Origin of the sequence: Pseudomonas lyxosi (assembly GCF_047758685.1) — a bacterium.
Taxonomy (GTDB): domain Bacteria; phylum Pseudomonadota; class Gammaproteobacteria; order Pseudomonadales; family Pseudomonadaceae; genus Aquipseudomonas; species Aquipseudomonas lyxosi.
Genome location: NZ_CP180481.1, coordinates 397,247 through 419,648 on the forward strand (window position 1 = coordinate 397,247; position 22,402 = coordinate 419,648).

The 22,402-nt window shown below is 59.0% G+C and carries 25 protein-coding genes and 1 pseudogene; 13 read left to right on the top strand and 13 right to left on the bottom strand.

What is annotated here, in order from left to right; all coding sequences use genetic code 11:
- Nucleotides 1-917: 917 nt before the first annotated feature.
- Both ACMXYI_RS01865 and ACMXYI_RS01870 read left to right on the top strand, forming a co-directional pair.
- Nucleotides 918-1,112: pseudogene (locus ACMXYI_RS01865) on the top strand (HAMP domain-containing protein); the annotation flags it as partial.
- 114 nt (nt 1,113-1,226) lie between these two features.
- Nucleotides 1,227-1,970 carry a methyl-accepting chemotaxis protein gene (locus ACMXYI_RS01870; protein ID WP_415773844.1) on the top strand — a complete coding sequence of 248 codons (744 nt, stop codon included), beginning with the start codon at nt 1,227-1,229 and terminating at the stop codon, nt 1,968-1,970.
- 126 nt (nt 1,971-2,096) lie between these two features.
- Here ACMXYI_RS01870 and ACMXYI_RS01875 read toward each other — a convergent pair whose 3' ends face one another.
- From ACMXYI_RS01875 to ACMXYI_RS01885, 3 genes are read right to left on the bottom strand one after another with little or no spacing between them, the layout of a single operon-like run.
- Nucleotides 2,097-2,720 carry an SOS response-associated peptidase gene (locus ACMXYI_RS01875; RefSeq protein WP_415771348.1) on the bottom strand — a complete coding sequence of 208 codons (624 nt, stop codon included), beginning with the start codon at nt 2,718-2,720 and terminating at the stop codon, nt 2,097-2,099.
- Between the two features lie 35 nt (nt 2,721-2,755).
- Nucleotides 2,756-3,016 (bottom strand): putative signal transducing protein, encoded by a 261-nt coding sequence (locus ACMXYI_RS01880; protein WP_008153386.1) that lies wholly within the window; start codon nt 3,014-3,016, stop codon nt 2,756-2,758.
- Nucleotides 3,017-3,028: 12 nt separating this feature from the next.
- Nucleotides 3,029-3,211: a CPXCG motif-containing cysteine-rich protein gene (locus tag ACMXYI_RS01885; protein WP_008153387.1), complete on the bottom strand. Its 183-nt coding sequence runs from the start codon at nt 3,209-3,211 to the stop codon at nt 3,029-3,031.
- A gap of 142 nt (nt 3,212-3,353) precedes the next feature.
- Between ACMXYI_RS01885 and ACMXYI_RS01890 the strand changes: the two genes are divergently transcribed.
- Entirely contained in the window at nt 3,354-4,517 is a 1,164-nt protein-coding gene (locus ACMXYI_RS01890; RefSeq protein WP_415771349.1) for a 1-acyl-sn-glycerol-3-phosphate acyltransferase, read from the top strand.
- A 64-nt stretch (nt 4,518-4,581) separates the two neighbouring features.
- Here the strand turns inward: ACMXYI_RS01890 and ACMXYI_RS01895 are convergent, their stop codons facing one another.
- The gene (locus ACMXYI_RS01895; RefSeq protein WP_415771350.1) at nt 4,582-4,866 is read right to left on the bottom strand and encodes a hypothetical protein; all 285 of its coding nucleotides are present in this window, start codon (nt 4,864-4,866) and stop codon (nt 4,582-4,584) included.
- Nucleotides 4,867-5,058: 192 nt separating this feature from the next.
- Nucleotides 5,059-5,643 carry a YajG family lipoprotein gene (locus ACMXYI_RS01900; protein ID WP_309677343.1) on the bottom strand — a complete coding sequence of 195 codons (585 nt, stop codon included), beginning with the start codon at nt 5,641-5,643 and terminating at the stop codon, nt 5,059-5,061.
- A gap of 205 nt (nt 5,644-5,848) precedes the next feature.
- On the opposite strand from ACMXYI_RS01900, the gene ACMXYI_RS01905 reads away from it, so the two are divergent.
- Nucleotides 5,849-6,082 carry a hypothetical protein gene (locus ACMXYI_RS01905; RefSeq protein ID WP_415771352.1) on the top strand — a complete coding sequence of 78 codons (234 nt, stop codon included), beginning with the start codon at nt 5,849-5,851 and terminating at the stop codon, nt 6,080-6,082.
- A 739-nt stretch (nt 6,083-6,821) separates the two neighbouring features.
- Nucleotides 6,822-8,330 carry a malate dehydrogenase (quinone) gene (gene mqo, locus ACMXYI_RS01910; RefSeq protein ID WP_415771354.1) on the top strand — a complete coding sequence of 503 codons (1,509 nt, stop codon included), beginning with the start codon at nt 6,822-6,824 and terminating at the stop codon, nt 8,328-8,330.
- A gap of 156 nt (nt 8,331-8,486) precedes the next feature.
- Here the strand turns inward: mqo and ACMXYI_RS01915 are convergent, their stop codons facing one another.
- The 4 genes from ACMXYI_RS01915 to ACMXYI_RS01930 form a co-directional block, all read right to left on the bottom strand.
- Entirely contained in the window at nt 8,487-8,774 is a 288-nt protein-coding gene (locus ACMXYI_RS01915; protein WP_046053428.1) for a PA4642 family protein, read from the bottom strand.
- 63 nt (nt 8,775-8,837) lie between these two features.
- Nucleotides 8,838-9,323 carry a hypothetical protein gene (locus ACMXYI_RS01920; protein ID WP_415771356.1) on the bottom strand — a complete coding sequence of 162 codons (486 nt, stop codon included), beginning with the start codon at nt 9,321-9,323 and terminating at the stop codon, nt 8,838-8,840.
- Nucleotides 9,324-9,370: 47 nt separating this feature from the next.
- Complete coding sequence (locus tag ACMXYI_RS01925; protein WP_415771358.1) at nt 9,371-9,844, bottom strand: WbuC family cupin fold metalloprotein; 474 nt, start codon at nt 9,842-9,844, stop codon at nt 9,371-9,373.
- Nucleotides 9,845-9,847: 3 nt separating this feature from the next.
- On the bottom strand, nt 9,848-10,405 hold the full coding sequence (locus ACMXYI_RS01930) for a hypoxanthine-guanine phosphoribosyltransferase (protein WP_223488059.1): 558 nt from the start codon (nt 10,403-10,405) through the stop codon (nt 9,848-9,850).
- Nucleotides 10,406-10,569: 164 nt separating this feature from the next.
- On the opposite strand from ACMXYI_RS01930, the gene upp reads away from it, so the two are divergent.
- Both upp and ACMXYI_RS01940 read left to right on the top strand, forming a co-directional pair.
- Nucleotides 10,570-11,208 carry a uracil phosphoribosyltransferase gene (upp, locus tag ACMXYI_RS01935; RefSeq protein ID WP_033061273.1) on the top strand — a complete coding sequence of 213 codons (639 nt, stop codon included), beginning with the start codon at nt 10,570-10,572 and terminating at the stop codon, nt 11,206-11,208.
- Between the two features lie 2 nt (nt 11,209-11,210).
- On the top strand, nt 11,211-12,485 hold the full coding sequence (locus tag ACMXYI_RS01940) for a uracil-xanthine permease family protein (protein WP_008153403.1): 1,275 nt from the start codon (nt 11,211-11,213) through the stop codon (nt 12,483-12,485).
- Nucleotides 12,486-12,611: 126 nt separating this feature from the next.
- On the opposite strand, the gene ACMXYI_RS01945 is transcribed toward ACMXYI_RS01940, so the two are convergent.
- From ACMXYI_RS01945 to ACMXYI_RS01955, 3 genes are all read right to left on the bottom strand, one after another.
- Nucleotides 12,612-13,781, bottom strand: coding sequence for an IS4 family transposase (locus ACMXYI_RS01945; RefSeq protein WP_415768078.1), 1,170 nt, complete (start codon nt 13,779-13,781; stop codon nt 12,612-12,614).
- 118 nt (nt 13,782-13,899) lie between these two features.
- Nucleotides 13,900-14,922: a ferrochelatase gene (gene hemH / locus ACMXYI_RS01950; RefSeq protein ID WP_415771361.1), complete on the bottom strand. Its 1,023-nt coding sequence runs from the start codon at nt 14,920-14,922 to the stop codon at nt 13,900-13,902.
- 13 nt (nt 14,923-14,935) lie between these two features.
- The gene (locus ACMXYI_RS01955; protein ID WP_415771363.1) at nt 14,936-15,838 is read right to left on the bottom strand and encodes a TIGR01777 family oxidoreductase; all 903 of its coding nucleotides are present in this window, start codon (nt 15,836-15,838) and stop codon (nt 14,936-14,938) included.
- Between the two features lie 196 nt (nt 15,839-16,034).
- Here ACMXYI_RS01955 and ACMXYI_RS01960 point away from each other — a divergent pair, with 196 nt between their 5' ends.
- From ACMXYI_RS01960 to ACMXYI_RS01985, 6 genes are all read left to right on the top strand, one after another.
- Entirely contained in the window at nt 16,035-17,021 is a 987-nt protein-coding gene (locus tag ACMXYI_RS01960; RefSeq protein ID WP_282481451.1) for an NAD(P)/FAD-dependent oxidoreductase, read from the top strand.
- 133 nt (nt 17,022-17,154) lie between these two features.
- Nucleotides 17,155-18,114, top strand: a complete 960-nt coding sequence (locus ACMXYI_RS01965; protein ID WP_415771365.1) for a YbgA family protein — start codon at nt 17,155-17,157, stop codon at nt 18,112-18,114.
- A 10-nt stretch (nt 18,115-18,124) separates the two neighbouring features.
- Nucleotides 18,125-19,066: a MerR family transcriptional regulator gene (locus ACMXYI_RS01970; protein ID WP_415771367.1), complete on the top strand. Its 942-nt coding sequence runs from the start codon at nt 18,125-18,127 to the stop codon at nt 19,064-19,066.
- 34 nt (nt 19,067-19,100) lie between these two features.
- Nucleotides 19,101-20,546 carry a deoxyribodipyrimidine photo-lyase gene (phrB, locus tag ACMXYI_RS01975; protein ID WP_415773846.1) on the top strand — a complete coding sequence of 482 codons (1,446 nt, stop codon included), beginning with the start codon at nt 19,101-19,103 and terminating at the stop codon, nt 20,544-20,546.
- A 13-nt stretch (nt 20,547-20,559) separates the two neighbouring features.
- Nucleotides 20,560-21,339 (top strand): SDR family NAD(P)-dependent oxidoreductase, encoded by a 780-nt coding sequence (locus ACMXYI_RS01980; RefSeq protein WP_415771369.1) that lies wholly within the window; start codon nt 20,560-20,562, stop codon nt 21,337-21,339.
- A gap of 145 nt (nt 21,340-21,484) precedes the next feature.
- Entirely contained in the window at nt 21,485-21,790 is a 306-nt protein-coding gene (locus tag ACMXYI_RS01985; RefSeq protein ID WP_074880229.1) for a YkgJ family cysteine cluster protein, read from the top strand.
- Nucleotides 21,791-21,853: 63 nt separating this feature from the next.
- Here the strand turns inward: ACMXYI_RS01985 and ACMXYI_RS01990 are convergent, their stop codons facing one another.
- Nucleotides 21,854-22,372, bottom strand: coding sequence for an acyloxyacyl hydrolase (locus ACMXYI_RS01990; RefSeq protein WP_415771371.1), 519 nt, complete (start codon nt 22,370-22,372; stop codon nt 21,854-21,856).
- Between the last annotated feature and the right edge of the window lie 30 nt (nt 22,373-22,402).

The window sequence follows — 22,402 nt, forward strand, 5'->3', positions numbered from 1 at the left end:
CACTGGCGCAAACCCAGGTCAGCCAGATCCAGCGCGAGCTCGAAGCGCCACTGCTGATTGCCGGCGGACTGGTGCGAGTCAACGCATTGATCGGCACACCGGGTGCCGATGGCCAGCCACAGTTGCACCTGAGCCGTGAGCAATTGATCAGCCTGATCAAGGAAAACGTCGTCAAGAACCCGAAAATTCTCGGCACCTACATCGGCTGGGAAAAAAACGCCCTCGATCACAACGACGCGGCCTACGTCGACACCCAGGTTGTCGGCATCGACGCCAGCAACGGCCGCTTCCTGCCGTGGTGGTTCCGCAACGAAGACGGCAGTCTGGGCCTGGACAAACTGGTGGACGTCGACGACCAGAAAACCCTGTCCACCGGCGTGCGCGCCAGCGAGTACTACCTGTGCTCGAAAGAAACCAAAAAATCCTGCGTGATCGATCCGGCGCCCTACAAGGTCGGCGACAAGATCGTCATGCTCGCCTCCTTTATAGAACCGATCATGCTCAACGGGGCCTTCCAGGGCATCGTCGGCGCCGACCTCTCGGTGAACTTCATCCAGGAAATGCTCCTCGGCGCGAATCAGAAGTTGTACAGCGGCGCGGGTGAAATGGCCCTGATTGGCGGCAACAGCCGGATCGTTGCCTACACCAAGGACCCGAGCAAATTCGGCGAGAAGGTCAGCGACATCCTCGACAGCCAGCAGATCGCCAACATGGCCAATCTCAAGCGTGGCGAAGTCACCTACACCGTCGACAAGGCCCAGGGCCGGATCGAGTTGTACCTGCCGTTCGGTATTGGCCAGACCGATGCTCGCTGGACCCTCATGCTGCAATTGCCGCTGAACGCAGTGATGGCCGATCTGCAAAAACTTCAGGGCGATCTGGACGCCCAGCGCAAGTCCGACACCTTCGGCATGGCCATGGTCGGCTTGTTGATTGCCGGTATCGGCTTGCTGGTGATCTGGCTGGTCGGCCACGGCATTGCCCGGTCGCTGAAGCAGATGGTTGCCATGCTCGACGACATCGCTCAGGGCGAAGGTGACCTGACTCGCCGCCTGACCAGCGACCGCGCCGACGAATTGGGCTCGATCGCCAAAGGCTTCAATACCTTCCTGGCCAAGTTGCAGGTGATGATCACCCAGGTGGTGACTTCGGTGCAGAGCGTCAGCGACTCGTCGGAACACACCGCCGACATCGCCATCCGCACCAACATCGGCGTGCACAAGCAAATGGCCGAGATCGATCAAGTCGCAACTGCGGTGCATGAAATGACAGCGACCGCTCAGGACGTGGCGCGCAACGCGACCCAAGCTGCGCAAGCCGCCAGCCATGCGGATCAGGCAGCAGCGCAGGGCATGCAAATCGTGCGTGATACGTCGAATTCGATTGGCGTGCTGGCGGTTGAAATCGGCAAGGCCGTGAGCGTGGTGCAGACCCTGGCCAAGGACAGCGAGAACATCAACGCAATCCTTACCGCCATTCGAGGGATCGCTGAACAGACCAACCTGCTGGCCTTGAACGCGGCCATCGAAGCGGCACGAGCTGGCGAACAGGGACGCGGTTTTGCGGTGGTGGCCGATGAAGTGCGCAACCTGGCGCAGAAGACTCAGAAAGCCACTGAAGAAATTCAGACCATGATCCAGCAGCTGCAACAAGGCACCCGCGATGTGGTGCGGGTGATGGAGGACAGTCAGAACCGCACCGATGAAAGCGTGCAGCACGCGGCGAAAGCGGCCGAGGCGCTGGAGACGATTACTCAAGCGGTGTCGGTGATCAACGACATGAACACCCAGATTGCCAGTGCGGCCGAGGAACAGAGTGCGGTGGCTGACGACATTAATCGGAACGTGATCAACATCGGGCAAGTGGCCAATGAAGTGGCGGGCGGAGCGGATGAGTCGAGTGCGGCGAGTGCGGATCTGACCAAGCTGGCTGAGCAGCAGCGGCGGTTGATCAATCAGTTCAAGGTTTGATCAAAGGGCCCCTTCGCGAGCAAGCCCGCTCCCACACTGGATCTCCATTGATCGCGGATTTTGTAGCCACTGGAGATCAAATGTGGGAGCGGGCTTGCTCGCGAAGAGGCCAGCACAGACGCACAATTAACCGGGGGTCAGACACTCCGGCCCATTAAGCTTCGGATCATTCACCAGATTCGCCAACACCCGCTCGCGCAACGCCGCGGGTTCACTGGCGAGCAACGCTTGCAACGCATGCAACGGAGTCTCTGGATTGAGCCACGCCTCCTGCCCCGCCGCATCGAGAATCAACGGCCGCCGCTGACTCGCCGCCGGCTGCGTGATCACCGCTGTACTCAACCACACCTGCTCCTGCACCGGATACGCTTCCCAAATCGCCGCAAAGAACAGCGTCGAGCCCTCTCCCGGTGTCAGCCAATACGGACGCTTGCGGGTCGTGCCGCGCCATTCGTAAAAACCGTTGGCCGGCAGCAGGCAACGGCGCTCGCGCAGGGCCTGGCGAAACATCGGTTGTTCGGCAACGGTTTCGGCCCGGGCATGGGCTGGCGTACGGGACAAATCGGTCAGCCACGGCGGCGTCAAACCCCAACGCGCGCGGGCCAGCTCACGCTGGCCATCGATGCCTGCACGCAGCATCAACACCGAATCGTTGGGAGAAATATTCCACTGGGCCTGCTGATCGGCGGGGAAGCCAGGCAGGGCCGCGAAGGCGGGGTTCCAGCGAAACAGGGCATAACGTCCACACATGGGGCAACACGACTCTTGATAAAACGAACGTCAGCCTAACAGACCAGCGTGCCGGGAAAACTTTCCGGTTCATCGCCGGGCAGTGGCAGCGCGGCATTGTACGCGGTGATCAACTCCCGGGCGTACTCGGCCTCGTCGTTATCGACTGACAGGCCCAGCAGACCGAAAATCGGCAATTCGCCGCTGCCACCGAGCAAATCGCGCCCCACCAGATGCGCTTCGATGCCCTCGCTGGCCAACATGCTTTGCAGCAACTCACCTTCCATTAGGTTTTCCGGCTCGTAGATTCGCTGCATGGGGTGCCCCTTTCATTCGTTTTCGCTGTGAACTTCGAGCAACCATTCCTGACCGTCAGTCTGCAGAACAAACGTGATCGGGCGACAACACACCGGACAGTCTTCGATATAGGTCTGATCGCCACCGGACAAGTCCAGAACAGCCTCAGCCTCTTCACCACAATACGGACATTCGTAGCGCTCGGTTTCCAGCATCGCGGTCTCCCAGGTGACTTGTGCGTATAATCGCCGGTCTATTTGCAGGGCTATTTTTGTCTGGCTACCGTTTCAGACCGTGCCCCGTTGGTTTTCGATCAAAACCTTTACTTACCCTAGCCGTTTCTAACAAGAGAGCATGATGGGCGAATTCGATGCCATCCGACCGTACGACGATAGCGAAGTCCCAGCGGTGCTGGACAGGCTGCTCGGCGACAAGGCGTTTCTAGACATCCTCATCCACTTCCGCTTCCCGCGCTTTGCCGGTGCTTTCGGCTGGGCGCTCAAACCTCTTATAGCTCATCGGCTGCGCCGTGAGTTCGCCGGCGTTACGTCGGTGGCCACGTTGCAGGATAAAGTCGAGATGTACGTCGACCACACCATCGAGCGAGCCACAGACGGTGTGACGTACACCGGCGTCGAGCAGTTCAAGTCCGGCAGCGCCTACCTGTTCATCGCCAACCACCGCGACATCGTGATGGACCCGGCCTTCGTCAACTACGCCGTGTACCACGCCGGCCTGCCGACACCGCGCATCGCGATCGGCGACAACCTGCTGCAAAAGCCCTTCGTCAGCGATCTGATGCGCCTGAACAAGAGCTTCATCGTGCACCGTTCGATCGCCGGTCGACGCGAGAAGATGGCGGCGTATCAGCTGCTGTCGGCCTACATCAACCACTCGATCCGCAAAGATTGCGCCTCGATCTGGATCGCCCAGGCCGAAGGCCGGGCCAAGGACGGCGACGACCGTACCGAGTCGGCGATCCTCAAGATGTTCCACATGAGCCGCAAGGACGAGCCGTTCGGCGAGGTCATCCGCTCGCTGAACCTCACCCCGGTGTCGATCAGCTACGAATATGACCCGTGCGATCAAGCCAAGGCTCGCGAGCTGTTCATCCGCGCCACCACCGGCAGCTACACCAAAGTGCCGGGCGAGGACGATGTGAGCATTGCCAAGGGCATCACCGGCTACAAGGGCCGCGTGCATGTGAACTTCGCCTCACCGATCACCGAGCTGTTCGATGACACCAAGCAATTGGCGATCGAGATGGACCGGCAGATCCTCGGCGGCTACCGCCTGTTCCCGGTGCACTACCTGGCCTACGCCCAGTGGAAAGACGCCGATCCGCAATTGCAGGTGCCGAAAGCCGCTGAGGTGTTTGCGGCCGACGAACTGGCCAAGGCTCAGGAGCAATGGCAACAGCGTCTGGACGCGTGCCCTGAGGAGCATCGTCCGTTCATGGTCCTGCAATACGCGACGCCGGTGCGCAATCAGTACCGTGTGAAAGCAGGTTTGCCGCTGTAAGGTTTTTGGCTGGATACGACAACGGCGCCCTCGAGCGCCGTTTTCATTGCTGCGTATTTTGCTGTCAGAAGCGCGTGCTGATCCACGACACCAGCAGCGCCAACCCCAGGCAGGCAAAACCGAACCGATAGAAAAACCGGTTCATGCGCAAGGTCGCCCCATCCAGCATCAACGTTGGTTCATCAATACGACGGCTCTGGCTTTGCGCTTCGAGAATGGCCAACGCGCGCTGTTCGCGGCGACGAGTGGCATGCAGCAACCAGCCGCCCGGAAAGGCAAACAACAAGGCCAACAGGTTGATCAACTTGGCGGGATGGTTGGTAAACAGCGAAATCAAATGCAACGACATCACGGACCTCAGCAAAACAGGTGTGGCAGACGCCGAACCGACGACCGCGGCGCGGATTCTACCGAAAGCCTCGCCTTGTGCCCTTGCTTTCCGACAAGTAACGGGCTGCCTGACAGGTCCGTGGGAAATCGACAGGCATGAAAAAACCCGGGACCATCACTGGCCCCGGGTTTTTTTGAATCCAGCGAACGCTTACTCGCCGAGAACCTGACCAATCGTCGGATCCTTGAACAGACGCGTCAACGCATCGCTCAACACATCGCTGACCAGCTTGGTATTGGTTTCCTGATTCGGCGCCATACCAAAACGCTGATCCAGGGACGCACCATAGCGACCGCTGTAACGACGATTGGCATTCTGCACATCGGAGCGGAACGTCGCGCCGATGGTCGCTTCGGTCACGTACATGCCTTCTTTAGGCGACTGATACTTCAGCTCGGCCAGGGTCACGGTGATTTGCGGTGCATTCGGTGCATTGTTGGTTGGCGTAAAACCCAGCAACCGCACGGCCGCTTCGGCCTGAGCCTGCAATTTCGGCAGAATCTGCGCGCCCTGCACGGTGATCGCGCTGGTCTCAGGGTACAGGCCACCACGGGTGCCCAACGTCGGCGACGGACGACCGTCCACCACACGCACCACCACCGGCTGACCATGACCGACCGGTGCCAGCTGAGTCGTCAGCTTGGGTTCCGGATTCAGTTGTTGCGGGCTGTGGGCGCAGCCAACCAGGGTCAAACTGGTCACAGTGATCAAACCGAACAACAGGCGTTGCAACATGCTCTTCTCTCCAGAATCAGGCACAAACAGGCCCGCAGTATAGCGGTGGGCCACTGTGGGTAACTAGCACCTCACAGTGAATACTGAAATCTCTGACAAACCCTTCAGACCGCGGTTCCTGTCACAGAGATGTCACCGCCCATACACTTGCTCGTCACGGCTCGCTGGCAACCTTTACAGCAGTCACCCCACAAGGTACTTCGCCATGCGCTATCTCATTTCGCTGTTCAACCCACGTCCTCTGCATCGCTGCTTCGCCCTGCTCGACCGCAACGGCCACTGCCAGGCATTCAAACAGTGCAGCCTCCAGCCAATGGGCGATGGCTGGGTCGAAATCGAAGAAATCCGTCTCAATTGGCTGCACCATCCCCTGCCCCCTAGCGCCCGTGTCAACCAGCGCCAGCCACGTGCGCGGGCTCAGCAACTGTTGACCACCTGACCGAACACCTAATAAAAGTCATTAAACACGACCATTTCCCTGCGTTTCTTCGCTACAATCTCCCCCCGATTATAAGGACGTCTCCTGATCGGGCCTCGCAGCATCGTCAATGCGCTTGTATTGACACCCCGCACCGCCCACAGAGAGCCGCCCACACAGATCGAGTGAAGCTGGCGCGCTTGCTGTTCCTTGAGCAAAAACCCCACTTTTCGCGAATCTGCAGAGCTGTCATTACGCTCGGTCACTGAGCTGTTTGCCCGTTTTGCTTGTCATGTATCCCATGGCGGCAATCCATCCGGGCACGGTGCCAGGCTGGGGCAGCCCTTTTTTGAGGTTCACGTCTTCAAAAGAGCGTGAAAAAAACGGGTTTTCACAACTTCACAAGAGTGTGGCGAGCAAATGAATAGTTTTGCGTCTGAATATGCACCATTAGCGTCTGAAACAGCCCAACGACACAGGACCGAGTACGCCTCGAATACCGGAGCCTGAAGCCTGTCCTCTACGGATTTGGTTGCACAAACGGATGTATCGACCATAAGTCGAATTGCCAGCCGCGCGTTGAAGTGAGTTCATGTAACTCTTTTAGACCCGGCCGGTAGCGTCCGTCGAAGTTGCGAAAAATTGCGAAGATTCGGACATGGCGATACTGCCATGGGTACTTGGGGCCTCACTGACACGCCCCTGAACGCCTGGCAGCCATGCCGACAATTTGGTGCTGCAGATTTTGGAGACGCGTTAAATGGCGCATAACGAAGCAGTCGACGTAGTACTGGTTGGGGCCGGCATCATGAGTGCCACCCTCGCTGTACTGCTCAAAGAGCTCGACCCCGCGATCAAGCTGGAAGTCGTCGAGCTGATGGATTCCGGTGCCGCGGAGAGTTCGAACCCGTGGAACAACGCCGGTACCGGTCACGCCGGGCTGTGTGAGCTCAACTACACGCCGCAGGCCGCCGACGGCACCGTCGACATCAAGAAAGCCGTGCACATCAACACCCAGTTCGAGGTGTCGAAGCAGTTCTGGTCCTACCTGACCAAGAAAAGCACGTTCGGCTCGTGCAAGACGTTCATCAGCCCGGTGCCGCACCTGAGCTTCGTCCAGGGCGACAATGGCGTTTCCTTCCTCAAGGAACGCTTCAAGACGCTGAGCAAGCACCACGCCTTCTCGGACATGGAATACACCGAAGACAAGGCCACCATGGCCGAATGGATGCCGCTGATGATGCCTGGCCGGCCGGCCGACGAAGTCGTCGCCGCCACCCGCGTCATGAACGGTACCGACGTCAACTTCGGCGCCCTGACCAATCAACTGCTCAAGCACCTGACCAGCGCACCCGACGCCCAGGTCAAGTACTGCAAGCGCGTGACCGGCCTCAAGCGTAACGGCAGCGGCTGGACCGTCAGCATCAAGGACGTCAACAGCGGTAATTCCCGTGACGTCGACGCGAAATTCGTGTTCCTCGGCGCCGGTGGCGCGGCACTGCCGCTGCTGCAAGCGTCGGGCATCGAAGAAAGCAAAGGCTTCGGCGGCTTCCCGATCAGTGGCCAATGGCTGCGTTGCGACAACCCGGAAGTGGTCAAGCACCACCAGGCCAAGGTTTACAGCCAGGCAGCGGTGGGTTCGCCACCGATGTCGGTGCCGCACCTGGACACCCGCGTAGTCGATGGCAAGAAGTCCCTGCTGTTCGGACCTTACGCCGGTTTCACCACCAAGTTCCTCAAGCACGGCTCCTTCATGGACCTGCCGATGTCGGTTCGCGCCGGCAACATCGGCCCGATGCTGGCCGTGGCCAAAAACAACATGGACCTGACCAAGTACCTGGTCAGCGAAGTGATGCAGTCGATGGAGCAGCGCCTGGATTCCCTGCGTCGTTTCTACCCTGAAGCGAAAGCCGAAGACTGGCGCCTGGAAGTGGCCGGTCAACGGGTGCAGATCATCAAGAAAGACCCGAAAAAGGGCGGCGTTCTGCAGTTCGGCACCGAACTTGTCGCGGCCAAGGACGGTACGCTTGCTGCCCTGCTCGGCGCTTCGCCAGGCGCGTCGGTGACCGTTTCGATCATGCTGGAACTGATCGAAAAATGCTTCCCGAACAAAGCGTCCGGTGAATGGGCTGCCAAACTGGCGGAAATCTTCCCGGCTCGGGAAAAGGTTCTGGAAACCGATGCTGCGCTGTATCGCAAGATCAATGTGCAGAACAACGTCGCGCTGGAACTGGTTGAAGCCAGCAACGAGACCGAAAGCTACGCTTGATTCGGCCGCATAAAAAACGCCCCGTTCTCATTGAGAGCGGGGCGTTTTTTTGTGCCTTTAAAAGATCGCAGCCTCGCTACGCTCGACAGCTCCTACAGGTATGAGCAAACCATTTGTAGGAGCTGTCGAGCGGAGCGAGGCTGCGATCTGTTGATCTTAACCGCGAGCCTTGTTGATCAGTTCGATGTACTCGGCCGCGTTGCGCTGATCCTTGATCAGGGCGACGAAGTCATTGCCGTGCTCATCCTTGCCGTCCAGATCCAGACCGGCTTCGACGAAGAACGTCAGAAAGCGCTCGAAGTCATCGATGCGCAGGCCGCGGTAGGCCTTGATCAGTTTGTGCAGCGACGGCGACGTGGCGTCGACCGGTTCGAAATCGAGGAACAGCTTGATCTGCTCATCGCCGATCTCGTCACCAATCACTTGCTTCTTATCTTTACGCATTGCCGACTCCAGCTCGCAGACATTTCACGGGGCGGGCAGTTTACCCCTCCCTTGCCACCGGGCTCAACGCGGACGAACAGCGCCCGTGTGCAGATCGGCCCAGACATGGCCATTGGCGTAGCTGAGGAACTGGCAATACACCGTGTCATTGCGCAACAAGTCGATCACCACCCGATATTGGGCCATCGGGTAAAACAGCGTCAGGGTTTTGCTCTTTTCGTCGTAGATCGGCTTTTTCAGGCTTTTGCTTTCGCCATCGAAATTGACCAGCACCTGGTTGATGGTCGCGCCTTTGTTCAAGGATTTGCCCTTGAGACGGATCAGCAACGGTGAGGTCACCGGAATCGGCTGCTGGTTGGACTGGCGCTGGCTGCCGACCACCACCGAGTACTCGGTGACCTGCAACAGCTGTTGCTGCTCGGGCTCCGCGTCACGCAGGGTCAGGTCATCGGGGGGCAGGAACTGCGCGTGCATCGGCGCCGGGGCGGCAGCCAGAGGCAGGCTGACGGTCAGCAACAGGGCGGCGCAACTGCGGATCAAAAGGCTCATGACAGGCTCCGGAGGGCGGGGCGAGCACTGTAGCAGTTGAGTGAACTTCAATCGAACTGAGCGCGCATCCACGCCTGATACTCAGCCACAGCAGGCTCGCCTTCGCGCGGCGCCCAGCGAGCAAGCTCACCTTCACCGACCGGGCGATAGGGGCCGGCCTTGCACTCGAACATCAGGCTGTCCGCTTCCAGTACCACCAGGCTATGGAACACTCCGGCTGGCAGGTCCACACCAAGACAGTCGCCACCGGCCTGCAGGATTTGTTTGCTCAGCACCCCGCCAGACTCATCGAAGATCAACACACCCAGTCGCCCTTTGAGAACCAACAAGGTTTCAGCCTTGTTTTCCCCCAGGTGCCGGTGAGGCGCAACATAGGTGTCGGGCTGCAAGCCAACCACCATGCGATGACAAGCCTCTTCCATCTGATGGAAGTTGTGATGCTGCCGTCCACGTGGATTTGCCGCAGCCTTCCCGGCCAATTCATTGAACAAAGATTGATCAAGAAAGCTCGGCGCGCTCATGGATTACATCCCTTTAACAGCAAAAATCCCGTTGGCGTTACGCCAGTAGCCTTTGTAGTCCATGCCGTAACCGAAGATGTAACGGTCGATGCATGGCAGGCCGACGAAATCGGCTTTCAGGTCCGGGCGAGCCTTGCGGTCGTGGTCCTTGTCGATCAGCACGGCGGTGTGCACAGCGCGGGCGCCGGCGTGTTTGCAGAAGTCGATGATCGCGCCCAGGGTGTGACCTTCGTCGAGAATGTCGTCGATGATCAGCACGTCGCGGTCGATGAACGACACTTCCGGCTTGGCTTTCCAGAACAGATCGCCGCCGCTGGTTTCGTTGCGATAACGAGTGGCGTGCAGGTAGGACGCTTCCAGCGGGAAGTTCAGATGGGTCAGCAGCTTGCCGGAGAAAATCAGACCGCCGTTCATCACGCAGAACACCACCGGATTGCTTTCAGCCAGCTGGTCGTTGATTTGTGCACCGACGCGGGCGATGGCCGCCTCGACTTCAGCTTCGGTGTACAGGCAGTCAGCCTCTCGCATGATTTGACGGATATGCTCGAGATCAGCGGACATGGCGCTCTCCAGGGGGTGGCAGTTCGGGGAAAAGCGGGCAAAGGTACGCATCCCGCACGGCCAGATCAAGCGTTTGTGGACTAACGTACTTTATGTCTATAGGACAACACCCTCGGATAGATTAATCTAGGCCGGTTTTTTTGCCCGCCGCCGGAGCCTTTCCCATGCCCATCCTCGAGATCCGCCATCCGCTGATCCGCCATAAACTCGGCCTTATGCGCCGCGCCGACATCAGCACGAAGAATTTCCGTGAGCTCGCTCAGGAAGTCGGTGCCCTGCTGACCTATGAAGCCACCAAAGACCTGCCGCTGGAAACCTACGATATCCAAGGTTGGGCCGGCACTGTGTCGGTCGAGAAAATCGCCGGCAAGAAAATTACTGTAGTACCAATCCTGCGCGCTGGTATCGGCATGCTCGAAGGCGTGCTGAGCCTGATCCCGGGCGCCAAAGTCAGCGCCGTCGGCGTGGCCCGCAACGAACAAACCCTGCAGGCCCACACCTACCTGGAAAAACTGGTTCCGGAAATCAACGAACGCCTGGCGATGATCATCGACCCGATGCTCGCCACCGGCAGCTCCATGGTCGCGACCATCGACCTGCTGAAAAAGGCCGGTTGCCGGGATATCCGCGCGATGGTGCTGGTGGCTGCCCCTGAAGGCATTGCCGCCGTAGAGAAGGCTCACCCGGACGTGACCATCTACACCGCGTCCATTGACGAGAAACTCAACGAACACGGTTACATCATCCCAGGCCTGGGCGATGCCGGTGACAAGATCTTCGGCACCAAGCAGAAGGACGCTTGAGCATGCAGCAAGAGTTCAACGATCCGCTCTGGCGCACGGTGCTGTCGGGTGCGCAGATGCTGTTCGTGGCCTTCGGCGCCCTGGTGTTGATGCCGCTGATTACCGGCCTCGACCCGAACGTGGCGCTGTTCACCGCAGGCCTGGGGACGATTCTGTTCCAGATCGTCACCGGGCGTCAGGTGCCGGTGTTCCTGGCGTCGAGCTTTGCTTTCATCACCCCGATCATTCTTGCCAAGGGCCAGTTCGGCCTCGCGGCGACCATGGGCGGCGTGATGGCGGCCGGTTTCGTCTACACCTTCCTCGGCCTTGCCGTGAAGATCAAAGGCACCGGTTTCATTGACCGTCTGCTGCCACCAGTGGTGATTGGCCCGGTGATCATCTCCATCGGCCTGGCCATGGCGCCGATAGCCGCCAACATGGCGATGGGCAAGGCCGGCGACGGCACTGAGCTGATTCACTATCAGACGGCGATGCTGATCTCGATGCCAGCACTGCTGACCACCCTGATCGTCGCAGTGTTCGGTAAAGGCATCTTCCGCCTGGTGCCGATCATCTCCGGTGTGCTGGTGGGTTTTGCGATGGCGTTCTACTTCGGCGTCGTTGATACCGCGAAAATTGCCGCTGCACCATGGTTTGCAATCCCGCACTTCACCGCGCCGGAATTCAACTGGCAGGCGATTCTGTTCATCGTTCCGGTGGCCCTGGCCCCGGCCATCGAGCACATCGGCGGCGTGATCGCAGTTGGTAGCGTGACCGGTCGCGATTACCTGAAGAAACCCGGCCTGCACCGCACCCTGCTCGGCGATGGCATTGCCACCACCGCAGCCGGCCTGTTTGGCGGCCCACCCAACACCACCTATGCCGAAGTGACGGGCGCGGTGATGCTGACCAAGAACTACAACCCGAAGATCATGACCTGGGCGGCGATTTTCGCCATCAGCCTGGCGTTCATCGGCAAGTTCGGCGCGCTGCTGCAAAGCATTCCGGTGCCAGTGATGGGCGGGATTCTGTGCCTGTTGTTCGGTTCGATCGCGGCGGTGGGCATGAACACGCTGATTCGCCACAAGATCGACCTGGGCGAAGCGCGCAATCTGGTGATTGTCTCGGTGACCCTGGTGTTCGGGATTGGCGGCGTCCTGGTCGGCACCGGCACAGGGCCGGACGACTTCGGCCTCAAAGGCATCGCGCTGTGCGCGGTGACGGCGATTGCGCTGAACCTGTTGCTGCCGGGTAATGACAGCTGGAAGCACAAGAAGGCGAATGAATCGCTGCTCTAACAGGCGACTCTGATCGTTCCCACGCTCTGCGTGGGAATGCAGCCCGTGACGCTCCGCGTCACTGGACGCGGAGCGTCCCTTGAGGCATTCCCACGCAGAGCGTCACTAGTGTCCGGTAAAACCTTTTCAAAGCTGAAGGCTGCCTTGGGCAGCCTTCAGCTTTGTTCGCTTTTGCCTTCGCTGTTCAAGGTGTTCAATGCTTAATGGGCGTTCGAACAAGCTGTGGGTTAGCCGAATGGCAAAGTCTGAAATAGATCCCGAGCAACCTGAACGGCGCTGATAAAGATGCAGCAAAAGATAGGTAATCAAGGCGCTGTAGATCTGCAAACGAACGGCATTTTCAGAGAAGCCGAAATACCGTTTGAGCTTGAGGTTTTGCTTGATCCACTTAAAAAACAGTTCGATCTGCCAACGTTGTTTGTACAGATCGGCGATCTCCTCCGCTGAGCGAGAGAAGTCGTTGGTGACCAGAATCAATGGCGTTTCGTGGTCCTCTCGGCGGATCTGAACCCGACGCACAGCCTGATTTTGGTAGAGATTCGGACGTCGAGTGTTCAGGTATTTCTTCCCGAACAATACCGATTCGTCCGCCTCAATGAATTCGGGTGCATCCTTTTCCCTCAAATTTTCTACCGGCTTTAGATTGGCGTTTTTCTTCAGTCGGGTGACGAAGAAAGAACCCATCTGATCAATCTGGTGCCACCAGTTGTAGTCGCAGTAACCCTTGTCGAAAACGTACGTCATACCTGCTTCAAGCGGCATGGTCAGGGCATCGCTCAGATCGTTGACGTTGGCGGCGGTGATGTTTACGTAAGTCGGGGCTGTTTGCTGTGGATCGATGGCCACATGTACCTTCAAGCCTTGGGTTATGCGGGTTTTCGTCGCGGTGGTCCATTCGTCAAAACCGGGTCCGCGCAGGCTGATCGAGGTCGAATCGATCAGGGTGATCATGGCTTCGAGCGACTTGCGCTGCTTGCGGCCAATGCCTTGAAGCAAGTGCTCACAGGCCAGCCGAAACGGCTCTGAGCTGCGCTTGTTCAACGCATCACAAAGGGTCGAACGCACCATGTTCTTGGCGTTGAGGTGGTGGCGATGGGGTTGCAGCGACTGCGAGGCTGTCGCCAACGTACGCAAGCTTTTGGCTTGCGTCAGCTGACCGTAAATCAGCGTGACGAGCAGATCCCAGGACGTGAATTGTTTGGCGTAACGATCAGCGCCACAGCGTTTGACGGCGGCTTTGAAGAGCTGATGAGGAAGGGCTTGAAGCATTTGCGCAAATCGAGTGCTGCTGAACATGGGCGAAAATCAAGTCTGAAAACCTGATTATTGCTTACGAAGCAGGCACAGCAAGGGGGAGCAAGCTCCCCCTTCGGTTTTTACCGGACACTAGTGACGCAGAGCGTGGGAACGATCATCAGAGGGCCAACGGGGCTCTTTCGCACAAGGTGCTCAATGCCCGCGCCCACTGCGGATCGTCGTTGAGGCACGGCACCAACACCAACTCCTCTCCCCCCGCCTCGCGGAACAGCTCTTTACCGCGATCACCGATCTCTTCCAGCGTCTCGATGCAATCGGCAACGAACGCCGGGCACATCACCAGCACTTTCTTCACGCCCATCCCGGCCAACTCGTCGAGGCGCGCTTCGGTGTAGGGTTCGATCCATTTGGCCCGCCCCAGACGCGACTGGAACGACACCGACCACTTGCCGTCCGGCAAACCCATGCGTTTGGCAAACTCTGCAGCCGTACGCAGGCATTGCCCGCGATAACAGGTCGCGACCACTTCCGGTGGTGCTCCAGCGCAGCAATCGCCGCCACCCTCAAAACTGTGGCCTGGATTGAGCTTCTTCAGGTGCCGTTCCGGCAAGCCGTGGAAGCTCAACAGCAAGTGATCGTAATCCTGCTGCAGATACGGCTTGGCACTGGCCACCAGCGCATCGAGGTATTCCGGCTGATCGTAAAACGGCTGCAAAATAGAAAACTGCAGCTCAAGATTCTTCTCCCGCACGACCCGCTTGGCTTCTTCGATCACCGTGGTCACGGTGCTGTCAGCGAACTGCGGGTACAGAGGCGCCAACGTGATACGTTTGATCCCCTGCCCCGCCATGCGCACCAGCACCGACTCGATCGACGGCTCACCGTAACGCATCGCCAGTTCCACCGGACCGTGGGTCCACCGGGCCGTCATGGCCTGTTGCAGGCGACGGCTGAGCACCACCAACGGCGAGCCTTCCTCCCACCAGATCGAGGCGTAGGCGTGGGCAGACTGCTCCGGGCGCTTGAACAGGATCAGCGACACCAGCAAACGTCGCACCGGCCATGGCAGGTCGATCACATACGGGTCCATCAGAAATTGATTGAGGTAACTGCGCACATCCGCCACCGAGGTGGAGGCCGGTGAGCCCAGGTTGACCAGAAGCAATGCGTGATCGGTCATGCAACGTCCTATTTCAAAGGCGGCTGGAAAGGTCGTCCAGAGCCGCGCGCAAATCAGTGAACTGGAAAGTGAAACCCGCTTCCAGCAAGCGAGCCGGTACGGCCTTCTGGCCGCCCAGCAACAGCAATGACAATTCGCCCAGACACACCTTTAACGCCAGGGCCGGCATAGGCATGAACGTCGGGCGGTGCAGCACGCTGCCCAATGTCTTGGCAAACTCGCGGTTGCGCACCGGCTTGGGCGCGCAGGCATTATAAGGACCACTGCTGTCTTCCTGATGCAGAAGAAAATCAATCAGGGCGATTTGATCGTTGATATGAATCCACGGCATCCACTGCCGGCCACTGCCGATAGGCCCGCCCAGCCCCACTTTGAACGGCAGCAACAGCCGCGACAAAAAGCCGCCCTCTGCCGACAACACCAGCCCGGTACGAATGAAGATCACGCGAATGCCCAAGCCTTCGGCACGCTGGGCGGTTTCTTCCCAGGCGATGCACAACTGGCTGGCGAAATCATCGATGACCGGTGGAGACTTCTCGGTCAATTCCCGCTCGCCCCCATCACCGTACCAACCGATCGCAGACCCCGAAATCAACACCTGCGGTTTTTGTTCACGGGTTTCGAGCCAGGCCAGCAGGGTTTCGGTCAGGGTGATGCGACTGCTCCACAACAGCGCTTTGCGCCTGGTTGTCCATGGGCGATCGGCAATCGGGGCACCTGCGAGGTTGATAATTGCATCCACTGGCTCCGGGCCAATGTCCTCGAGGCGGGCCACTCCGCGCACTTGGGCACCGCAGATTTTCGCGACTTTCTCAGGCTTGCGACTCCAGACCGTCAGGCGATGACCCTGACTCAGCCAGAGGCGGCAGAGTTGACGTCCTATCAAACCAGTACCGCCGGTCAGCAATATGTGCATGACTACTTCCTCGCGTAACGTTTTACCCTGATCCCTAGTCTATTTTTATATGCAGGGATCTTTGGTATCGGGCAGGCTCTGTGATTAACAATAGGCCAAGCTGTCAGAACGAGAACGCTAAAAGTTATACCAAAAAATAATATTGTACAGGTTTAAACCACGGCGTAGTCTGTACAGAAAGGTAAACGAGGCCCCTATGACTGTACCTATCGCAATCATCGGCACCGGCATCGCCGGGCTCTCCGCCGCCCAGGCCCTGACAGAGGTCGGGCATGTCGTACAACTTTTCGATAAAAGCCGCGGCAGTGGCGGACGCATGTCAAGCAAGCGCAGCGATGCGGGTGCTCTGGACATGGGCGCGCAATATTTCACCGCCCGTGATCGCCGCTTCGTCACTGAAGTCCAGCGCTGGCAAGGCAACGGCTGGGTCGCTGAATGGATGCCGCAGCTCTACACCTACCATGGCGGCCAGCTCAACCTGTCGCCGGACGAACAGACCCGCTGGGTCGGCACGCCGCGCATGAGCGCCATCACCCGCGGCCTGCTCGGCGACCTGGAAGTGCATTTCGCCTGCCGCATTACCGAGGTCTATCGCGGCGAGGAGCACTGGCATCTGCAGGACGCCGAAGGCTTCACCCACGGCCCGTTCAGTCATGTGATTATCGCCACGCCGGCGCCTCAGGCGACTGCACTGCTGGCCTCCGCGCCGAAACTCGCCGGTGCCGCCGCCGGGGTGAAAATGGACCCGACCTGGGCTGTCGCGCTGGCGTTCGAGACACCGCTGGATACGCCCATGGAAGGCTGCTTCGTACAGGACAGCCCACTCGACTGGCTGGCTCGCAACCGCAGCAAACCCGGGCGCGATAACACTCTCGATACGTGGGTGCTGCATGCGACCAGCGCCTGGAGCCGGCAACATATCGACCTGTCCAAGGAAGCGGTGATCGAGCAATTGCACGGCGCATTTGCCGAGCTGCTGCACAGCGCCATGCCCGCCCCGACCTTCAGCCTCGCCCACCGCTGGCTCTACGCCCGCCCCGCCAACAGCCATGAATGGGGCGCCTTGGCCGATGCCGATCTAGGCTTGTATGTGTGTGGCGACTGGTGCTTGTCCGGTCGTGTCGAAGGCGCTTGGCTCAGCGGCCAGGAAGCCGCCCGACGCTTGCATGCGCATCTGCAGTGAACTGCATTGATCCGGTAGGAGGCCCGACGGTAAAACCTATACAAACAATTTGACTTGTACACCTTTGAATCTATGATGAAGTTATGTTGTACAGACCGAGCAGTCTGTACAGGTTTAGATTCGAGGTGCTCCGATGCCCCACGTGACCGTGAAACCGAAGATCGCCATCAGCGCCTGCCTGATGGGCGCAGAAGTGCGTTACAACGGCGGGCACAAGGCGTCGCGGCTATGCAGTCGCACCCTCACTGACTATTTCGATTTCATCCCGGTCTGTCCGGAAGTCGCCATCGGTCTCGGCATTCCCCGTGAACCGATCCGTCTGGTGGGAGATCCACAACATCCAGAAGCCATCGGTACCGTTAACCCAACACTCAATGTCACCCGGCCACTCGCCGAGTACGGTCAGAAAATGGCCGCGGAACTGGGCGACATCTGCGGCTACATCTTCATGCAGAAATCCCCGTCATGCGGCCTGGATCGGGTCAAGGTCTACCATACCAACGGTGCGCCGGTGGACGGTGGTGGCCGTGGCATCTACGCCCAGGCGTTCTGCGCGCGGCATCCGGATTTACCGGTGGAAGAAGACGGCCGACTCAACGACCCGGTGCTGCGAGAAAACTTCCTCACCCGCGTGTTCGCCTACAGTGCCTGGCAGCAGTTGCTGCGCGAAGGCCTGACTCGCCGTGGCCTCACGGACTTTCACTCGCGCTACAAATACCTGCTGATGGCCCACAACCCGGTGCAATACAAAACCCTGGGCAACCTGCTGGGCAACATGGGCCAGACCGATCCGAACGAACTCGGTCCACGCTATTTCAGCGAGCTGATGACGGCCTTGAAAAAATGCGCCACACGCCGCAGCCACACCAACGTCCTGCAACACATCAGTGGCTATCTCAAACAGGCAATCAGCCCTGAAGACAAACAGGAAGTGCAGCACGTCATCGGTCAGTACCGCCATGGCATCGTGCCGTTGGTGGTGCCGCTGACGCTGCTCAAACACTACTTCCGTCAACACCCGGATCCGTACATTGCGCAACAGGTTTACCTGCAACCGCACCCGGAAAATCTCAGTCTGCGAAACGCGATCTAATGACAATCCAATGAAAAGCCCACTCGACACCAGCGCCAGCGAAGACCTCGGCGCCGACTTCAAGAAAGCCCTCGACGAAGGCTGGTTGCCGATCCGTGAAGTCGCGCGGCAGACCGGCGTCAACGCCGTCACCCTGCGGGCCTGGGAGCGGCGTTATGGCTTGATCGTGCCGCAACGCACGCCCAAGGGGCATCGGCTGTTCTCTGGCGAACACGTTCAACGCATCCTGACGATCCTCACCTGGCTCAACCGTGGCGTGGCCGTCAGCCAGGTCAAGCCACTGCTCGACACCCCGCAGGCCTTTACCGAATCCGTCGAAAACGATTGGCAAGTGCTGCGCCATACGCTGCTGCAGGCGGTCACTCAACTGAACGAACGCACTCTCGATGACACCGTCAATCAGGCCATGGCGCTGTATCCACCACGGACCCTGTGCGCACAACTGCTGCTGCCGCTGCTGGCTGAACTGGAGCAACGCTGGCAAGGACAGTTCGGCGCGCAGATGGAGCGGGTGTTTTTTTACTCCTGGTTACGCAGCAAATTTGGCGCACGCATTTACCATAACAACCGTCAGTTACGCACCGCGCCACTGTTGTTGATCAATCAATCGGACTTGCCACTGGAACCTCACCTGTGGCTGACCGCCTGGCTGATCAGCAGCGCCGATTGCCCGGTGGAAGTGTTCGACTGGCCACTCCCCGCCGGCGAACTCGCGCTGGCGATCGATCATCTGCAAGCCCGCGGCGTACTGCTGTATTCCAGCAAAGCCATGAACCTTTCGCAGCTGCCGAAACTTTTGAATGGTGTCAGTTGCCCAAAAATGATTGCCGGACCCACGGTGTGCATCCACCACACCGAGTTGTCCGCACGAACGTTCAAGATTACTGACTTGTTCCTGGCTGAAGATCCGTTAGCAGCGCATCAGGGCCTGGTTCAGCGTGGGCTCATTTAATGGCGAATTTTTAATGAATCGTGCGGACACCTCTCTGCAATTGATCTGGTTGCGCAGCGACTTGCGCTTCCATGACAACACCGCCCTCTCGGCCGCCGCAGCCCGCGGCCCGACTGTGGCGGTATATCTGCTGAGCCCGGAGCAATGGCTGGAGCACGATGACGCGCCGTGCAAAGTGGATTTCTGGCTGCGCAACCTGAGCGAGTTACGCAGCGCGTTGGAGGAGCTGAACATTCCCTTGTTGATCCGCAAGGCATCCCGCTGGGAGGACGCACCCAAGGTCCTGCTTGATCTTTGCCAACAGTTGAAAATCGACGCGGTGCACGTCAACGAGGAGTACGGCATTCATGAAAGCCGTCGTGACGCAGCCGTGGCCGAAACGCTGAAAGCCCATACCATCGAATTTTATAGCCACCTTGATCAACTGCTGTTCAAACCGGGTACCGTGCTGACCAGGACCGGCACTTACTTTCAGGTGTTCAGTCAGTTCCGCAAGGCATGCTACGACCGCCTGCGCGGGTCGCTGCCGAGGCGGGTCTCAGCACCCGCCATACAGGCGCCGCTGGCGATCAGCAGCGACAAGATCCCATCAAACGTTGAAGGCTTCGCAACGCCCAACGAAAACTTGCGCAGTCTTTGGCCTGCCGGTGAAGTCGAAGCCCACCGCCGCCTCGTCACCTTCGCCAATGCTCAGATCGACTACTACAAAAACGAACGCGACTTCCCGGCCAAACCCGGCACCAGTCAGCTGTCGGCCTATCTCGCCGCCGGGGTGATTTCCCCCCGTCAGTGTCTGCACGCCGCGCTACAAAGCAATCAGGGCGAGTTCGAAAGTGGCAAGGTCGGCGCCGTCACCTGGATCAACGAATTGCTGTGGCGCGAGTTCTACAAACACATTCTGGTGGGCTACCCACGGGTCGCGCGTCATTGTGCCTTCCGCCCGGAAACCGAAGCCCTCGCTTGGCGCGATGCTCCGGAGGAACTCCTGGCCTGGCAAGAGGCCCGAACCGGCCTGCCGATTATCGACGCGGCCATGCGCCAATTGCTTGAAACCGGCTGGATGCATAATCGCCTGCGCATGGTGGTGGCGATGTTCCTGACCAAGAACCTGCTGATCGACTGGCGTGAAGGCGAGCGTTTTTTCATGCGTCACCTGATTGACGGCGACCTGGCGGCGAACAACGGTGGCTGGCAGTGGAGTTCGTCCACTGGCACCGATTCGGCGCCCTACTTCCGGATTTTCAACCCGCTGAGCCAGTCGGAGAAATTCGACAGCGAAGGTCTGTTTATCAAGCACTGGCTGCCAGAATTGGCCAGGCTGAACAAGAAAGAAGTCCACAACCCGGCGAACGTCGGCGGATTGTTCGGCGCGGTGGATTATCCGTCACCGATCGTCAATCTGAGTACTTCCCGCCGGCGAGCCCTGGCCGCATTCAAGAACCTGCCATCACGACAAAATGACGGGCGATTGCCTGGTTGAAAAGGAGAATGGGATGAGATTTACACCTCCACGGCGATATTGGTTGACTGGCGCCAGCAACGGCATTGGTGCCTCGCTGGCCGAAGAAATACTGAAAACCGGTGCTCATCTTGCGGTGAGTTCTCGTTCGGTGGCGCCACTCAAAGTCTTGTCCCAGCGTTATCCGGGGCAAGTGCTGGTGGTGGCCGGAGACCTGACCAACAGCCAGACCGTGCGAGAAATCGGCGAGCAGATTGCCGGGGAGTGGGGAGCTCTGGACACGGTGATCCTCAACGCCGGCACTTGCGAATACGTCGACGTTCAGCAGTTCGATTCGTCGATCGTCGAGCACGTAGTGCGTACCAACCTGCTTGCCAGCAGCTATTGCATCCAGGCTGCCCTGCCACTCTTGCGCGCCGGCACCGCGCCGCATCTGGTGGGCATCGCCAGCTCGGTCACCTACCTGCCGTTGCCGCGGTCCGAGGCTCATGGCGCCTCAAAGCCCGGGCTGCGTTACCTGTTTGAATCGTCGCGAATTGATCTTGCACCGGAAGGCATCGAAGTCACCGTGGTCAACCCAGGGTTTGTCGAGACGCTGCTGACGGCGCAAAACGTCCCCATACCACTCAGCTGGCCGGTGGACAAGTCCGCACGCTACATCTTTGCCGAACTCAAGAATCGCCCGCTGGAATTAGCCTTTCCGGCGTTGTTCATGGCCGACCTCTGGCCACTGTCGAAAGTAACCAACCGGGGGAAACTGGCGATCGGCAAACGCATGGTGCGCAGCAATCCGCCGATCAAGGACCAGCCCTGAAATCACCATCGCCGGTAGCCGCATCTCGGGGTGATCGCACCTGGCTGCTGAATCGCAGCCATGCGATCACCCTGTTCGAACCCGGCTACCAAGCGTCCGTCAGGCCTTTCACACAGCACCGGCCCACTGCCTTACACTGGGCGCCATGAAAACCATTCCCCATACGCAAATCGCCGAGCCTGCGGTCACCTGCTCGACCTGCGCAGCTTGCTGCTGTCAGCTCGAAGTCATGCTGATCACGGACACGGGCGTGCCCGAACGTTTTATCGATACCGATGACTGGGGTGGGGAGGTCATGCTGCGTCTGGATGACGGCTGGTGCGCCGCGCTGGATCGCAACACGATGATGTGCACCATCTACGAAAAACGCCCGTTGATCTGCCGGGAGTTCGAGATGGGTGCACCGGAATGTATCGAGGAACGCCAAGGGATTACCACGGCGTATCGGTGAAAGTCAGACCAATGAAGATTTAATGTGGGAGCTAGCCTGCTCCCACATTAACAGCGCCAAGGCTTACAACGGCATCGTGTAATGCAGCGCGTAGCTTTCTACACCATCGTTCGGGCTGCTCAGCCCGGCATTTGAGTAGTGTGTCGCACGAATCCCGACTTCATGTCCGCCCGTAAAACGTAGCCCAAAACCGAACCGGTCTTCAAACTGAAAGGCATTGCCGAGATTGTTGTTTTCGACTTCGGTATTGGCGAACACTGCTACGCCAACTCCCAACTCAAGATAAGGTTTGATGGTCTGCCCGGCAAACTCGTAAACCAGCACCGGCGCGAACGACAGGCTGTGGTTGCTGGAGGTCTTGTCGCCTTCCCAATAGGTGTAGGCACCGCTCCAGTAACCAGTCAAACGACCGATATCACTCTGCAACCAGCTCTTGTCCCAATCGAATTGCATGCCCAGTCGATAGGTCATGGTCGACTCGCTAGTCTGACCGACCGCGAACTCCACGCCTGCCGCCTGTGCGGTAAAACTGTGCCCCATCAGTGCGGCCGCAATCGCGGCCAAGCAGAATAGTCGCTTCATTAGAAACATCCTTTTCCGAACGATTTCGTA

Excerpts from the sequence above, each read along its gene's own strand:
- ACMXYI_RS01870 (WP_415773844.1), top strand. The coding sequence starts at position 1,227 with ATGGCCGAGATCGATCAAGTCGCAACTGCGGTGCATGAAATGACAGCG.
- ACMXYI_RS01875 (WP_415771348.1), bottom strand. The coding sequence starts at position 2,720 with ATGTGTGGACGTTATGCCCTGTTTCGCTGGAACCCCGCCTTCGCGGCC.
- ACMXYI_RS01880 (WP_008153386.1), bottom strand. The coding sequence starts at position 3,016 with ATGCAGCGAATCTACGAGCCGGAAAACCTAATGGAAGGTGAGTTGCTG.
- ACMXYI_RS01885 (WP_008153387.1), bottom strand. The coding sequence starts at position 3,211 with ATGCTGGAAACCGAGCGCTACGAATGTCCGTATTGTGGTGAAGAGGCT.
- ACMXYI_RS01890 (WP_415771349.1), top strand. The coding sequence starts at position 3,354 with ATGGGCGAATTCGATGCCATCCGACCGTACGACGATAGCGAAGTCCCA.
- ACMXYI_RS01895 (WP_415771350.1), bottom strand. The coding sequence starts at position 4,866 with ATGTCGTTGCATTTGATTTCGCTGTTTACCAACCATCCCGCCAAGTTG.
- ACMXYI_RS01900 (WP_309677343.1), bottom strand. The coding sequence starts at position 5,643 with ATGTTGCAACGCCTGTTGTTCGGTTTGATCACTGTGACCAGTTTGACC.
- ACMXYI_RS01905 (WP_415771352.1), top strand. The coding sequence starts at position 5,849 with ATGCGCTATCTCATTTCGCTGTTCAACCCACGTCCTCTGCATCGCTGC.
- mqo (WP_415771354.1), top strand. The coding sequence starts at position 6,822 with ATGGCGCATAACGAAGCAGTCGACGTAGTACTGGTTGGGGCCGGCATC.
- ACMXYI_RS01915 (WP_046053428.1), bottom strand. The coding sequence starts at position 8,774 with ATGCGTAAAGATAAGAAGCAAGTGATTGGTGACGAGATCGGCGATGAG.
- ACMXYI_RS01920 (WP_415771356.1), bottom strand. The coding sequence starts at position 9,323 with ATGAGCCTTTTGATCCGCAGTTGCGCCGCCCTGTTGCTGACCGTCAGC.
- ACMXYI_RS01925 (WP_415771358.1), bottom strand. The coding sequence starts at position 9,844 with ATGAGCGCGCCGAGCTTTCTTGATCAATCTTTGTTCAATGAATTGGCC.
- ACMXYI_RS01930 (WP_223488059.1), bottom strand. The coding sequence starts at position 10,405 with ATGTCCGCTGATCTCGAGCATATCCGTCAAATCATGCGAGAGGCTGAC.
- upp (WP_033061273.1), top strand. The coding sequence starts at position 10,570 with ATGCCCATCCTCGAGATCCGCCATCCGCTGATCCGCCATAAACTCGGC.
- ACMXYI_RS01940 (WP_008153403.1), top strand. The coding sequence starts at position 11,211 with ATGCAGCAAGAGTTCAACGATCCGCTCTGGCGCACGGTGCTGTCGGGT.
- ACMXYI_RS01945 (WP_415768078.1), bottom strand. The coding sequence starts at position 13,781 with ATGTTCAGCAGCACTCGATTTGCGCAAATGCTTCAAGCCCTTCCTCAT.
- hemH (WP_415771361.1), bottom strand. The coding sequence starts at position 14,922 with ATGACCGATCACGCATTGCTTCTGGTCAACCTGGGCTCACCGGCCTCC.
- ACMXYI_RS01955 (WP_415771363.1), bottom strand. The coding sequence starts at position 15,838 with ATGCACATATTGCTGACCGGCGGTACTGGTTTGATAGGACGTCAACTC.
- ACMXYI_RS01960 (WP_282481451.1), top strand. The coding sequence starts at position 16,035 with ATGACTGTACCTATCGCAATCATCGGCACCGGCATCGCCGGGCTCTCC.
- ACMXYI_RS01965 (WP_415771365.1), top strand. The coding sequence starts at position 17,155 with ATGCCCCACGTGACCGTGAAACCGAAGATCGCCATCAGCGCCTGCCTG.
- ACMXYI_RS01970 (WP_415771367.1), top strand. The coding sequence starts at position 18,125 with ATGAAAAGCCCACTCGACACCAGCGCCAGCGAAGACCTCGGCGCCGAC.
- ACMXYI_RS01980 (WP_415771369.1), top strand. The coding sequence starts at position 20,560 with ATGAGATTTACACCTCCACGGCGATATTGGTTGACTGGCGCCAGCAAC.
- ACMXYI_RS01985 (WP_074880229.1), top strand. The coding sequence starts at position 21,485 with ATGAAAACCATTCCCCATACGCAAATCGCCGAGCCTGCGGTCACCTGC.
- ACMXYI_RS01990 (WP_415771371.1), bottom strand. The coding sequence starts at position 22,372 with ATGAAGCGACTATTCTGCTTGGCCGCGATTGCGGCCGCACTGATGGGG.